The 13,397-nt window shown below is 64.9% G+C and carries 15 protein-coding genes and 2 pseudogenes; 9 read left to right on the top strand and 8 right to left on the bottom strand.

All coding sequences use genetic code 11. The annotated features are described in order from the left end of the window. Positions 1 to 9: 9 nt before the first annotated feature. Positions 10 to 228, bottom strand: coding sequence for a hypothetical protein (locus tag NV1_RS46790; protein WP_245713677.1), 219 nt, complete (start codon positions 226 to 228; stop codon positions 10 to 12). 110 nt (positions 229 to 338) lie between these two features. On the opposite strand from NV1_RS46790, the gene NV1_RS12120 reads away from it, so the two are divergent. Together NV1_RS12120 and NV1_RS42075 are read left to right on the top strand one after the other, a co-directional pair. Continuing rightward, positions 339 to 890 (top strand): MarR family winged helix-turn-helix transcriptional regulator, encoded by a 552-nt coding sequence (locus tag NV1_RS12120; protein WP_067889645.1) that lies wholly within the window; start codon positions 339 to 341, stop codon positions 888 to 890. A 148-nt stretch (positions 891 to 1,038) separates the two neighbouring features. After that, positions 1,039 to 1,740, top strand: a pseudogene (locus tag NV1_RS42075) (transposase); the annotation flags it as partial. Here the strand turns inward: NV1_RS42075 and NV1_RS44520 are convergent. Together NV1_RS44520 and NV1_RS12140 are read right to left on the bottom strand one after the other, a co-directional pair. Then, on the bottom strand, positions 1,712 to 1,957 hold the full coding sequence (locus NV1_RS44520) for a DUF6081 family protein (RefSeq protein WP_067889655.1): 246 nt from the start codon (positions 1,955 to 1,957) through the stop codon (positions 1,712 to 1,714). The pseudogene NV1_RS42075 and the gene NV1_RS44520 sit on opposite strands and share 29 nt — an antisense overlap. 40 nt (positions 1,958 to 1,997) lie before the next feature. Next, positions 1,998 to 2,885, bottom strand: a complete 888-nt coding sequence (locus NV1_RS12140; RefSeq protein ID WP_245713678.1) for an SAM-dependent methyltransferase — start codon at positions 2,883 to 2,885, stop codon at positions 1,998 to 2,000. A gap of 570 nt (positions 2,886 to 3,455) precedes the next feature. Between NV1_RS12140 and NV1_RS45095 the strand changes: the two genes are divergently transcribed. After that, a complete protein-coding gene (locus NV1_RS45095) occupies positions 3,456 to 3,746 on the top strand; it encodes a hypothetical protein (RefSeq protein WP_218026960.1) in 291 nt (96 codons plus the stop codon). A 183-nt stretch (positions 3,747 to 3,929) separates the two neighbouring features. Beyond that, positions 3,930 to 4,172, top strand: coding sequence for a hypothetical protein (locus NV1_RS43435; RefSeq protein WP_157116836.1), 243 nt, complete (start codon positions 3,930 to 3,932; stop codon positions 4,170 to 4,172). 122 nt (positions 4,173 to 4,294) lie between these two features. On the opposite strand, the gene NV1_RS12145 is transcribed toward NV1_RS43435, so the two are convergent. The 4 genes from NV1_RS12145 to NV1_RS12160 form a co-directional block, all read right to left on the bottom strand. Further along, a complete protein-coding gene (locus tag NV1_RS12145) occupies positions 4,295 to 4,915 on the bottom strand; it encodes an SRPBCC family protein (RefSeq protein ID WP_307628830.1) in 621 nt (206 codons plus the stop codon). A 449-nt stretch (positions 4,916 to 5,364) separates the two neighbouring features. Next, positions 5,365 to 6,051, bottom strand: coding sequence for an alpha/beta hydrolase (locus tag NV1_RS12150; RefSeq protein WP_281181821.1), 687 nt, complete (start codon positions 6,049 to 6,051; stop codon positions 5,365 to 5,367). A 320-nt stretch (positions 6,052 to 6,371) separates the two neighbouring features. Then, positions 6,372 to 7,004, bottom strand: a complete 633-nt coding sequence (locus NV1_RS12155; protein ID WP_067889661.1) for a TetR/AcrR family transcriptional regulator — start codon at positions 7,002 to 7,004, stop codon at positions 6,372 to 6,374. A 123-nt stretch (positions 7,005 to 7,127) separates the two neighbouring features. Continuing rightward, positions 7,128 to 7,823 (bottom strand): nuclear transport factor 2 family protein, encoded by a 696-nt coding sequence (locus tag NV1_RS12160; RefSeq protein WP_067889807.1) that lies wholly within the window; start codon positions 7,821 to 7,823, stop codon positions 7,128 to 7,130. Between the two features lie 287 nt (positions 7,824 to 8,110). Between NV1_RS12160 and NV1_RS12165 the strand changes: the two genes are divergently transcribed. The 4 genes from NV1_RS12165 (at position 8,111) to NV1_RS12175 (ending at position 11,849) form a co-directional block, all read left to right on the top strand. Beyond that, a complete protein-coding gene (locus tag NV1_RS12165) occupies positions 8,111 to 9,490 on the top strand; it encodes a serine hydrolase domain-containing protein (protein WP_067889664.1) in 1,380 nt (459 codons plus the stop codon). 37 nt (positions 9,491 to 9,527) lie between these two features. Further along, positions 9,528 to 10,289 (top strand): MerR family transcriptional regulator, encoded by a 762-nt coding sequence (locus NV1_RS12170; protein WP_067889667.1) that lies wholly within the window; start codon positions 9,528 to 9,530, stop codon positions 10,287 to 10,289. Positions 10,290 to 10,333: 44 nt separating this feature from the next. Beyond that, a complete protein-coding gene (locus NV1_RS45100; RefSeq protein WP_218026961.1) occupies positions 10,334 to 10,474 on the top strand; it encodes a hypothetical protein in 141 nt (46 codons plus the stop codon). Between the two features lie 352 nt (positions 10,475 to 10,826). Next, the gene (locus tag NV1_RS12175) at positions 10,827 to 11,849 is read left to right on the top strand and encodes a glycoside hydrolase family protein (RefSeq protein ID WP_218026962.1); all 1,023 of its coding nucleotides are present in this window, start codon (positions 10,827 to 10,829) and stop codon (positions 11,847 to 11,849) included. 260 nt (positions 11,850 to 12,109) lie between these two features. Here NV1_RS12175 and NV1_RS12180 read toward each other — a convergent pair. Then, a pseudogene (locus NV1_RS12180) lies at positions 12,110 to 12,512 on the bottom strand (recombinase family protein). Between NV1_RS12180 and NV1_RS45640 the strand changes: the two are divergent. After that, positions 12,411 to 13,175 (top strand): hypothetical protein, encoded by a 765-nt coding sequence (locus tag NV1_RS45640; RefSeq protein WP_245713684.1) that lies wholly within the window; start codon positions 12,411 to 12,413, stop codon positions 13,173 to 13,175. The pseudogene NV1_RS12180 and the gene NV1_RS45640 sit on opposite strands and share 102 nt — an antisense overlap. The last annotated feature ends 222 nt before the right edge of the window (positions 13,176 to 13,397 follow it).

The following is a 13,397-nucleotide window of genomic DNA, read 5'->3' on the forward strand; positions in this document are numbered from 1 at the left end:
GGGGAACGTTCACGACGATTGGGGCACGTCCGTGTCCCGTCCGGACAATCGCGCCCGCAACGCCCACGCCTGCTCGGCAAGACCTTCCCGTACGTAAACGTCTCCGGGGTTGGCCGCAGCCGCACGGATCTCGACCACCACTTGGCCGGATTTCACCACCGGGGCGTCGACCGCGGGCACGTCGAGCACATCGACGTCACCGTAGTGGTCGAAGCGAACTGCTTTCATCATCGATCTCCTTGGTCAGGGCGGTAGATTGTCCACCACATTAAACATGTCTCATGTTGATACATGACTCATGTTAATCATGGGAGACGCTTATTCGCTAGACTTATTTCGTGACCTGGGAGACGGACATCGGCGACACGAACCCCACATCGGGCATCCCCGACAGCCTCGGGTTCCAGCGCGCGACATGGTGGCTGCTCGGCGGCGCCGGCAAATTCACGCTGCGGCGGTGGACCGACGAACTAGCCGAGCTCGAGCTGACACCCAGTCAATACAAGCTCCTGTCGGCCCTCGACGAGACCGGTCCGCTCGGCCAGCAGCGGCTGGCCGAACTGGTCGGCATCGACCCCCGCAACGCCGTTCCGATCATCGAAACCTCGGTCGAACGGGGACTGCTGACCCGCAGCGTCGACCCCACCGACCGGCGTCGGCGAGTGCTCGAACTCTCCCCCACGGGCCTCCGAGTCGCCGCGAAACTACGAACTCTGAACGCACAGCTCGAAGAACAGCTCCTGGAGCCGCTCTCCCCGGCCGACCGCACCGCCCTGCGGCGCATACTGCAAACCTTGATCGGCGCAGCCGATCCCCAGCCCAGCGCCATCGATCCGCCCGCTGACCACGCCCCTGCGGACAGCGTTCAACGGTCGGCACCACGCCGCTGAGTGCGGTGAGGACGGTCCGAAAGGGACTGTGGATTCAACGGTGGTTCCGGCCTGATTCGCTGAACGAAGTTCAGCGGGAAGGTGCCACCATGACGACACTTGATCCGGTGACGCGGAGAAGAGGCGGGTCGAGGCTTCGGCCGAGGAGTTGGCCGCTGCGGAGCTGGCCCGGCTGGCCAAGGAACAAGGGCTGTCGCTGATGGGCCGGGCGGGCTGCTCGAACAGTTCACCAAGACGGTCCTGGAGACCGCGTTGAACGAGGAGATGACCGATCACCTCGGCTTCGACAAGCACCAGGCACCCGAAGATCGACCAAGCGCGAACGTGCGCAACGGGACTCGTCGCAAGACGGTGCTGACCGAGTCGAGCGGGCATGTGCAGATCGACGTGCCCCGCGACCGGGAAGGGTCGTTCGAGCCCCGGATCGTCAAGAAGCGCCAGCGCCGCCTGACCGGTGTGGATGAGATCGTGCTGTCGTTGTATGCCAAAGGCCTGCGTGAATGACGTGTTTTTCCTGGTCTGTGACGGTCTGAAAGGGTTGCCCGACGCGGTCGGCAACGTGCGGCCGCTGGCCACGGTGCAGACGTGCATCATCCATTTGATCCGCAACACGTTCCGGCTCGTGTCCCGCCAACATTGGGACGCGATCAAACGAGACGTGAAACCGATCTACAACGCAGTCAACGCGGAGGCCGCCAGTGCCGCACTGGACGAGCTGACCGAGCGTTGAGGGTCGAAATACGTTGCAGTCGTGCGGCTTTGGAACAACGTATGGGAGGAGTTCATCCCCTTCCTCGATTACGACGTGGAGATCCGACGCGTCATCTGCTCCACGAATGCGATCGAGTCCTGGATACGAGTAGGTGTTTGGGGTTGTCGAGGATTTGCACCTGCGAGTGCGAGCGGGTGAATTCATCGATGCGGATCGAGACTGTCCCGTCACTGACATCGGTTTTCGCCTCGGGCTCGGTATAGGTCCATGTCCGGGTCTCGTCGATTGGGACTTGCAGGAACTGCCATCGGCCATCACGCAGGGTGGGGCCGGACAGGTCGTCGTACAGCGTCATTCGGAATTCGTCTTTCGGGCTGGTGGATTCGTGGCGGTCGCTACGTTTTGGGCCGGCCGCGCAGCAGAGGGGTCACCGAATTGGATTCTGCGGGTTTGCGGCCGACTCCGCCGAGCAGTAGGCGTTTTTCGGTGCAACGGGGTTCCAGGGCCGGGCCCATGGGCCACCAGTCATCGAGTTCGACCAGACCCGGCTCGATGAGTTCGAGGTCTCCGAACAAGGCGGTGATCTCGCTACGAGTCCGATACCACCCCGAGCCCAGGCCCGCTTCGACGAAGCGCTCTTGGAGTTTGATGGCCATGTCGTGGGCCTTGGATCCGTCAGCGGGATCCCAGAAGTGGGTGATCGCCACGTAGGAGCCGGGCGGGATCGCCTCGATGTAGTGCCGCATTATGCCGACGGGGTCGAGGGCGTCGTCGACGTGGTGCAGGATGCCGCACAGGATCAGCGCGACCGGCTGCGTGAGGTCGAGATGCGCGACGACCTCGGGGTGTGTGAGCAGGGTATCGGGCTCGGTCAGGTCGGCGGGTACGAAATGGGTGTACTCGTTCTTTTCGAGCAGAACGCGGCCATGCACGTTGCAGACAGGATCGTTGTCGACGTAGACCACGGTCGCGGTGGGGTTCTGCTGCTGCGCGATCTCATGAGTGTTTCCGACGGCCGGCAGACCCGCGCCGATGTCGAGGAACTGGTCGATGCCGATCGGCCCGGACAGGTAGCGGACCACGCGGTGCAGCCACTGCCGGTTCATTCGCGCGACTTCGCTTTGGCGCGGGGCGATTTCGGCAACCTTGTCACGCACCGAACGGTCGACACCGTAGTTGTCCTTGCCGCCGAGAGTCGCGTCGTAGACGCGGGCGATACTCGCTCGTGTGGTGTCCACACCGACCGGTACTCGGACCCCGGTCACTGGGGTGGGTTCGGACACGTCCGGCATGAAACCCTCTCTGCACGGCGGTGATACAGCTCATCAGCCTAGAACCGCGGGGGGCGTAAGGTAACGCGATCGACCATGGTCGCCACATACCAATGTCGTTACGGCGGCTGGAGAAACCCCGCGGGAACGACCTCGGCATCGACATTCGGATTCGACCGCAGACAATCCAGGTCCGGCCGCCGGACTCGACGACAAGGTCAGCCGGTAAGGATTACCGTCCAACGCAACGAAAGCGCGTTGGAACTCCAGTTGATGTCGTTCTTCGACGTCGCCAGATCGACGGTCCCGGGAGGTCGGGGCGATCAGATTTCCTCGATCATCTGGCCAGGTCTCCAGTTTGGCTGAGGTGGTGCGCGCCGACGAGGCGCATTCTGTCCAGCCCGGGACCGCTGGTTGGGGAAGTTCGGCGCGTGAGTTCCCCGAAAGCCCCTGCGCTGCCCGAAGAGCTGGACAAGATCTGCCGCCGGATGCGGTTGCCCTATCTGCCCAAAGCCGCGCCCGACGTGATCGCCACCGCCCACCGCCCGAGCCCAACGCTGGGACCCCGCCGGAGTGCTGCGAGTGCTGCTGGCCGTGGAAGTCTCAGGCCGCGATTCGGCGACCCGGCGCATGCGGTGCAAGACCGCGAATTTCCCGACCAGCAAGACGTTCTCGTCCTGGCTGCCGGAAGAATCGACGATCCCCGAAGCCAAGTTCCTAATGACCGTTGACAGCCGCCAGATCACCGATGGACGGCCGATCCATCGCTGGCAATCGGCTTCAGCCACCAACTGCCCGAAAGAAGCATCCGGTCAGGCCGTTTCAATGTCCACAGCGCCCCGCCCTCCAAGCGCTGTGACGCATCAGAATTGACCCACCCCAAAATTTCGGCGTGACCGCATGTGATCTTCCGCGACCCTCCTGCGCTGCTGTCGCCGCATAACCACAGGTAGGGAGGTGTTAGGTACTACCGGTGATCGGCTGTGAACACGGCGAACCCCCGAACCTTGACAGCGGTTCGGGGGTTCAAGTTCCTGACCTGCGCCTAATGCGACTTTGACCGCCACACTCGCACTGGAAAACCTCACCGCCACAATCCTTGCGACACCCATCGGCGTCGCCGCCGGGGCAGCAGTCGCCGCGACGTTCCTACGGTCGTTCAACAGCGACATGTTCACCCTGCACCTCTCACTCGGCGTCCTGACACCCACACTCGCCGTGATCGCGGTGGTAGCCGCGGCGTGCGCGAACGCGCCCTGTGAACACCACCCCGGCCCTCTTCCGGGGTTACAGCCATGACCAACACATCCGATTTCCGAGCACCGGCATCACCTCCACCGGCAGCATCACCGTTCGGTGACCGATGATCAACCCGCCACCCCTGGGTGCGGGTTACAGCATCAACCTTCTCAGACGTGGCACTAGTTGTTGCCGAGCAGGGCGTCGTCGGCGCGCTCGGCCGCTTCGGCGATGCGTTTGATCGCTTCCAGCGTCGCGCGAATGCCGTCGTGCGCGGTTCGGGTAGCCCCGTCGATCCGGGCCGGAGCAGCATCGCCGAAGACAGCGACGAAGTACTCCTGTCCTGCGGTGGTGAACGTCCAGCTCTCGGTCAGTCTTGTCCGCGCGCCCAGGGGCTCGATGCGGTAGCCCCAGCGAACGAATCCCTTCCCCACCTCCCAAGCGAACGCACGGCCCGCTTCGGCTGCGGTGACAGTCGAGGTGGTCTCCCAGGTACGTTCGGATGTCTCGTTACGGCCGGTGAACCGTGCACCGACATGCGGTCCGCCACCCTCATCCCACCAGCATCGCTTGCACACCGGTGACCACTCACCAGTTCTGGCGACGTCGGAGACGAGATCGCATCCGGACTCGCCGCGATCTCGATCGACTCCTGATGGACACGTGGTTCCAAATCCATGGCCCCGATCCTGATCACTGTCACGGCGTGGGGCAACTCGCGGCCCGACGAGCTTCATCCGACGGCTATCCCGCCGCAGTCCGACCCTGCACCACGAAGACCCGTTCTTTGCGGCGAATGTCATCGGGTGAGAGTCCCATGATCTCCCCCATCCGCAGCAGCACCGAGAGGGATGACGATTTTGTTGCGGTCGGGCAGTGCTGTCCAGATGGCGTTCATGCGGTCCTCGGTCCACGGGATGATCTTCCGGCTGATGCCTCGGGGACGTTGCCTCCCCCACCCGAGCAAGCCAATCGGGCGGTTCACTGGTACACGAGCATCATGGGTAGGCCGCGCGAGCCTCTTCATCAACTCCTCAGCCGACACTGAGGACCGGCGGTCCCGAGCCGACACCACGGCGCGAACCCTGTCATTGGCCAGGACAGAGCAGCGCGCCGAATGCAGACCTCCACTTCCACAACACATGTGTGCTGCGCTCTTGACCACTATCGATCGGAGCTGGACACCGTGCTCGAATCACCTATGGTCACAGCCTGATTCAACCTGGCCGGCTGCGCTGGTCGGCAGTGAACGTCAATCCTGTGCCGATCGCGCAGAACGCGCCTGTTGAACCACGGACGGCACGGCACCGAGCCACCGATCCGGGTCGGCGGTGCCGTCGGTCGTGCGCCCATCGCGGTGCACGTAGTGGCGCACATCGCGACCCGGCTGCGCGAAGTCCCCCGACAAAGCCCGCTCCAGCCATTCCGCACCGAACCGGAACACCTCGGCGGCCACCCCACCGAGTGGATGAAACTCGCCTTCATAGACTCGAATCTCTTTGGGGGCACGAACAAGTTCGTAATTCGCCAACGCTTGCTCGAGTGGCGTCAACTCATCGAATTCGCCGATGCCGTACAACACTGGGCAGAGAATCTTCGTGACCAGGGATCCCAGAGGCATGCAGCCCGCCAATTCACGGTCGAATGCGCTCTCATCGATATAACCGGACATGTACATGAAGTTGTTCTTGAACGTCGGCTGAGCGCGTTCAAAGATCGTTGCGAAGTCGCCGGTCGGCGCTTCGAACGCCGCCAACGCCGCCAGTCGCCGGTCGGTCGCCGCAGCCCGCGAACCCCAGTAGCCGCTCATGCTGATTCCGAACATACCGATCCGCTGCGGATCTACCTCGGGTAACTCGACCAGGTAGTCGATGTATCGACGAGAATGGCCCCGGAGACGGAGTCTCCGGGGCCATTCCGCGAGTCGCGTTCGTGACACTCGACCGGTGTTCGTGGAGGACTCGAGCGCGACACCTCTGGCGCGGACGGTTGGCGAAGTCGGTCAGCTCCCGTAGCCTTTCTGGCCCACCGGCGGATCTGCTCGTCCATCCACACCGCAGCCACCGCGGCCCCCGGGCTCCTCCGATTCCTCTTCAGTCACAGGGATCGGGGTGACCGAGCACGTCGGCCGCCACTCTTGCGGAGAGGCCGGCGTCGTCGGCGCCACATACCTTGCACGCCACCGCTTCCCAGTGCCGTACTGGGCGGACGGTGAGGGTCGGTTTCCCGTCGGGTCGATCCGGGCTTCGAAGCGGCAGGTCAGCTGATGTGGTGTCCCAAGGCGCCGATCGCGAGCCGGGCGAGCTTGTCGGCCAGCGCGTCGCGGTCGAGGTCCAGCTCGCCGGCGAGGTACGCGACGATGAGCTGGGCGCTTCCCGTTGCGACGTAGATGGCGGTGGCGCGATCGAACCCCTGCTCGGCCGCTTCGGGATCTGCGAGGCTCACGTCGGCGACCTGGGCGATCCGTTGGCGAAAGGCGTTCTGCAGGGGTTCGGGGCCGCCGCTGATCGCGCCGATCAGGGTGGCTTTGCGCGGGTCGTCGAGGATGACGCCGAGCGCGATGCTCATGCCGTGTTGTGCGCGTGCGAGCAGGGCGCGGTGGCGGCGGTCGTGCAGCGCGGCGAACCCGGCGACGAGCAGCTCGCCGACGATCGTGTCGAGCGCGGCGATCAGGACGTCGTCGACCGTGTCGAAGCTCTCGTAGAAGTAGCGCTGGTTGAGCTTGGTGTGGGCGCACAGGCTCCGCACACCGACGGCCGCGAGCCCGCTCTCATGGGCGATTGTGAGCGCAGCGTCGATCAGCGCGTCGCGGTGGCGGGCGTGGCGCTCATCGGACGTCTCGCCCAGGATGGTCCGGGAGCCGGTTCCCTTCTGGACCGCCTGGCGGGTCATCGTCAACGTCCCGAAGTGCTCGGCCGGCCGGGCGGCGGGACGGTGGCGCTCGCCACCGCCCCGCCGCCGGACATCGCCACGGGACCGGACGTCGTCGTGGAGCTGGTCATCGTGGCGTCGTGGTCAGTTTCCGCCGAACCGGCGGGCCAGCTTGACCGCGGGCGTCACGAGCTTGCCCGCCCCGACCATCGCCTTGAACGCGAGACTGGTGTCGGCCGGCATCAGCTTCTGGATCTGCAGCAGTTCAAACGGGTCCCACAGCGTCTCGCCCCGGATCACCTTGTGGGTAATGGGGTCCAAGTGGTACCGGTCGACGGGGTACCCCTGGATGTACGCGCCGGTCCCGGGGATCGCGGGCGAGCCCGGGGTGAACGGATACATCCGCAGCGGATAGTCCCAGTGCCCGCACCCGACGTAGCGCCCCATGAAGATGACCTCGCCCTTGGGCGAAACCTGCAGGGAGACCTCGCCGGGGATCAGGTAGTAGGCCATGTCCGGGGACGCGTCGTAGAACGCCTGGTTGTAGTCGATAAACGCCTGGATCCCGACCATCGTCCGGCCGAACGACAGCGGGTCCTTGTACCGGCAGTCCTCGGAGACGGTCTCGCGCACCAAGTCCTCGTTGACGCCGCCATTCCATGCCGACCAGTACTTCTTCAGCCATTCGAGCACCCACATCACGTCCATGCCGAGACGCTCGGTGTAGAACGCGCACTGCCCCTCGACCTCGTCGAAGAGCTGGTGCGTCATCCGCTGCAACTCCCGCTCACCGACCGTGGGCACGGGCGCCGACCGGTTGCCCTGGACGAACGGCGGCATCTCCTTGGCGATGTGCAATTCGCTGAGCGCCTGCTGGAACCTTGCTTCGTAATCGTCCTGCTTGACCTACGTGGTCTTCTTGGCAGACGTCGGGCTTGTGGTGCTGGCGTTCATCCTGTTTGCCGGGGTGTCTCTCCCGGTTCTGGACGCCGACTGATAGTTGTGCTTGTAGGGCGCTTTCCGACGTGTGCTGTTCGGGGCCTGCCACCGGCCTGGCGGCCGTTGCCGGAGGGAGCTTCGCCCTACGGCTTGACCTTGCCCCGGGGTTAAGGTTCGAGCATGGTGGCATGAACGAAACAGCACAGGAGTTGTCGGAATTCGCAGCGGCGTCGGCGCAGAAGTTGGGTATACCGGGTGTCGCGGTCGGCGTCTTGGCCAGTGTTCGAGAGGACTTCGCGTGCCACGGGGTGACAAGCATGAACAATCCGCTTCCGGTGGACCGGGACACGATGTTCGTGGTCGGATCGGTGAGTAAGACGTTCACCGCGACAGCGTTGATGCGGTTGGCCGCCGAGGGCCGGGTGGAGTTGGATGCGCCGGTGCGGCGGTATGTCCCGGAATTCGCCCCCACCGATGCGGCCGCGGACGAGATCACCGTAATGCGGCTGCTCAACCATACGGCCGGGCTGGAGTGGAAGCTCGGCGTCGATACCGGCGAAGGCGACGACGCTTTGGCGCGGCACGCGGTGAAACTTGGCGAATCGCCGCTGATCGCGGAACCGGGAACGCGGGCGTCCTATAGTCAGGCGGGGTTCAACCTGGCCGGCAGGGCCATCGAGACCGTCACCGGATCGACCTTCGAACGGGCCATCGCATCGCTGCTGTTCGAACCGCTCGGACTGGAACACAGCCGCTACGCGGTCAACGACGTCATGCCCCGGCGGTTCGCTGTGGGACACAACGTCGATGCCGACGGCCTGCTCACGGTCGCCCAGCAGTGGAAGGACAACCGCGCCAACAACCCCGGCGGCGGCGTGGCGACGTCGGTAAGTGATCTGTTGCGCTGGGCACGGTTTCATCTCGGCGACGGCCGGACCGAGACCGGCGAGCGTATTCTGCCCACCGAGTTGCTGCACCGGATGCGGCAGCAGACTGTGGAGTTGCGCGGCAGCACACTGGGTGACGGGTTCGGCATCTGCTGGTTCCTGCGCGAGGTGGACGGTGTCGCGACCATCGGGCACGGCGGATCGGGCAATGGCCAATTCGCCGACCTACTCATCGTGCCGGACCGGAACTTCGCCGTCGCCGTGACATCGAACGCGGGCCCGGACGCGGGCCTCGCATTCAACCGGACCGTGGTGAACTGGGTGCTCGAACACTACCTCGGCGTGGTCGAGCCCGACCCGCAACCGCTGCCCTACAACACGGCGCGGGCAGCGGAGATCGCCGGTCACTACGAGAACGAGATGATGCGGCTCACCCTCGACGCCGACGGAAAACAGTCGACGATCGGATGTGCGATCAAACCGGAGGTCCGGGCCGCCGCGGACACCGAAATGCCGCCGGATCTGCCACCGGCTGTCTTCGGTCTGCTGCCCGGCGACGCGGACGAGTACATCGTCACCGAGGGTGGTCTAGTAGGACAGCGAGGGTTCTTCACCCGTGACGAATCCGGTGCCGTGACCGGAATCGATCTCGCCGGGCGGTTGTTCGCCCGGGTGCGATGACCGCCACGGGATGACACACCACTGAACGGAGACGCGCATGATCACGATTGGGCAGCTTGCACGGTATGCCGGGGTGACGATCAAGGCCGTGCGCGTCTACCACGAGCGCGGACTGCTGCCCGAGCCGGCGCGCGACTCGTCCGGCTATCGCCGCTACCGCGCCGAAGACGCCATCGAACTGGTCAAGATCAAGACACTGGCACACGCCGGTGTTCCCTTGGCCCGTGTCAAGCAATTGCTCACCGCGAACTCCGACGAGTTCGCGGCAGCGATCGCCGAGATCGACCGCGCACTCGCCGACCGCGCCGAGGAGATCCGCCGAACCCGCGAACAGATCGCCGAATTGGGCTCCGGCGACCGCCTGTTCGTGTCCACCGACGTCGCCGACTACCTCGACCGCCTGCAACAACTCGGGGGCAGCGATCGGGCAGTCCGGATGGAGCGTGACCTCTGGATTCTGATGCAATCGGTCGCTCCGGACCAGGCGTCGGCCTGGATCGCCGACAAGCTCGACGCCATCGACGACCCCCAATTCCGGGCGATCTACCTCGACTACGACGCGGCATTCGATTGGTCTCCCGACGATCCACGCCTGATGGACCTCGCCGACCGCACCCGACGGTGGCAGACCGCCCGACACACCGGAGCCGACCGGACAACCCCGGCATTGGACCCGAAACTGACCCGCCTGGTCAGCGAATCCGTCGGAATCACCTCGCCGGCGTGGGAACGACTGGCAGAGATCGCACAAAAGGGGGTCGCCGTTGTATCGGCCGAATTTCGGGCGGATATGGCGTAGTTGCTGGTCAGTGGGTGCGGGACGCGTCGGGGCCGATGAGGCTGTTGAGTTCGCGCATGGCCTGCGGGGATGGTTTGAATGCCGCGGTGAGCTGGTTCGGCTGGGCGGCAACGGCTCTCATCGCGGCCGGCGCGATCGTGGCCGCGGCCCCGATCACCGTGTTGGTACGCGTGGCCCGCGTTTGACGCTCCCCCTAGCTTCCAGCAACCGATTGACCTCTCGGCAGCCGAGCCAAGTACCAACCGAGCACGTCCGCAGCCCGAGCCGCTACGGCACATCGTTGCTTGTCAAGCCGTTGTCGTTGTCTTTCGCGCGATTACTTCCTGAACCCCTGTAGAGACGGCATCGCCCCGGCTCGCAGACCAGATGGTGCGCATGCCATTTCATCTCCACGGCCCACGCAGCAGAGTCCGGCGGCCGCCCGGGACGGCCGGCGTCGGCGGCCTGTGCTGCCATCACAACAGCAGCATATCGATCTACCCACCACGCGCGGTGTGTCAGCAATCATTCAGCGTTCACGGGCTGAATAATCCGCATATGACGTCGATCGGGCTGTCCCGCAGAGCGATGCTCGCCCTGGCAGCGAGCGTACCGTTGAGCGTTGCGGCATCCCGACGCGCAGTGGCCGCCGCCCCGCCGATCCGATACACGATGACGGCGTTCACCAACGCCAGCCAGACCGATATGTGGGTCTACGAATCCACCGACGCAACGAATTTCCGGCTCGTCCAGGCCGACGCCTACCGTCCGCCGGACGCCGACCCCGCCGACACCCCGGTAGCGGCGGCCACGACCAAGAAGGGCTTGTGCCGCGACCCCAGCGTCTTTCGTCACATCGACGGCGAGTACTACGTGACGTACACGACCGCATGGGGCGGCAACACCATCGGGTTCGCTCGCAGCCGCGACCGGATCCACTGGGAGTTCCTGTACGAGTACACGATTCCGTTCGGCGGTGTCACCCATACCTGGGCGCCGGAATGGTTCGTCGACCGTGACGGCACGGTCAGCGTCCTGGTGAACATCAACGACGGCACGGTCTTCCGTCCCTGCGTCATGACCGCGACCACCTCATCGCTGAGCCGGCTGCATTGGACCACGCCCATACCGCTGGCAGGCTTCCTTCCCGCACCGGGCGGCCTCGGCTACATCGACACCACGGTCACGTTGTCGCAGGGACGCTACTACGCGTTCGTCAAGAACGAATCGACCAAGAACGTCGAGGTCGCGGTGGCCGACCGCCTGGTCGGCCCGTACACGTTCGCGCGAACCGGGAACTGGGCGCGCTGGGGCGGACCGGGCCCGGGACAACCGCGTGAGGGACAGTGCGTGATCCCGCTCCCCGACGGCCGATGGCGGATCTACCTGGATGCCTACGACCTCGACGAACCCACGCACGGTCACTATCTCTACAGCGACACCGTCACCGGCGACCTGCTCGGCGAGTGGACCACACCGAAGGACCTGCCCGTCCTGTCCGGTTTCGTCCGCCACTTCACCGTGTTACCCGAACAGCTGAACACCGGCCCGCAACCGGGCCCGAAGCCCGTCACGCGGTGAGGACGATCGGGCCGCGGCCTGCCCGCACCGACCAGGCACCCACGGCCCCGCTCTCGGCATAGTCACCGAACGCGCGGACCGCCGGCGCCAGCGGCCGGTCCGCGGACCAGACCAGGCCAATCTCGCGAAAAGCGCGCGGGTGCAACGAAATTTGGGGTCCGGTAGTAATCGCACGGAAACAACGACAACGACTTGACCAGCGGTTATGTCCCTTACCGGGATCTCGACAAGACGATTCCGTAGCCTCGCCACGCTGCCTACTACCAGCGGCTACGCCGATATCCGTTGTATTTTTCGGCGATTACTACCGGAACCCGGGCCAGGCCCTCATTGGTGCCGTCGACGATCAGCTCGCGGATGAACTCCGCGAGCGCGGCGAACACATGGAAGACCAGGCGTCCGCCCGGAGTTGTGGTGTCCAGGGCCTCGTGCAGGGACCGGAATCCGATGCCGCGCTGGCGGAGTCCGGCGACGATCGAGATCAGATCCTGCAGCGAGCGGCCGAGCCGATCCAGCGCGGGCACCACGAGGGTGTCCCCGGGCCCGCAGGTAGTCCAGGCAGTGCCACAGTTCTCCGCGCTCGACGTTCTTGCCGGATTTCTTGTCCGCGAACACCTTCTGGCACCCGGCCGCGGTGAGCGCGTGGAGCTGGCGGCCGAGCAGCTGGCCCGCGGTCGAGACCCGGGCGTAGCCGACGAGGGCACCGCCTCCGCCGATCGGGTCGAGGGCGTCACCGTCAAGGACGAGCGCCGGCGTCGCGGCGGAGATGTCGGTCATGGGCGTGACTGTACGAGAAAGGTCCGACAGGACTTGTTGCACAGCAAGACTTTTCGACATGTTTTTCCGACAGCGGTCCGGAGTGGCCGACCAGGGATTCTTCACCGGCCGGCAAGTCACGCCTTGCGCTGCGAGTCGCGCGCGATGTGGAAAGTTGAGCCGCCGCAGGTCACCGTCCACCTGGCGGAGCAAGTCGGCGTGGACACTGACGGCCTGACTGAACCCCCTGTGACGCATTTATTGGCACAAAGCAGACGATCCGGTCGCCGAAGCCTCGCGCAGCCCAGTTCAGCACCACCGGATCGCCCGAAACAGCCACGGGACATGGGCAAATCGCATCGGTATCAGGACATCCACAGGACGTCACAGACCCACGAACAGCAACAAACAACAACCAGCAACACCCACCAACAACCAAGAACGGGGCTGCTGCGCGGAGAGGTGACACTGTCACCTGAACGTGCAGCAGCCCCGATCTCGTTCGCCAACTCCAAGCTTCTCGATCGCAGTGACTTCAAGCGGGGACCAGTATCTCAACGAGCAAGCTGACCCACTGGTCGTGTTCGTCGTGGCGGTGCAGCCCCGAGCACTCGCTGAGCCTGGTAGCTGGTGATCAGCAGGCACACGCTGGATTGCTGGACCAGCGAGCAAAGACCGACGCATCACTGGCCGATTCGCTACGACGGATGACGTAATGGACCCGCGTCCGCCCGGAGCCCTCCGCCCCGACTGGCACGGACAACAGGCGGCGAAGCGGCCGCGCAACCTTCG

This window comes from Nocardia vaccinii NBRC 15922 (assembly GCF_001613305.1).
Classification (GTDB): Bacteria; Actinomycetota; Actinomycetes; order Mycobacteriales; family Mycobacteriaceae; genus Nocardia; species Nocardia vaccinii.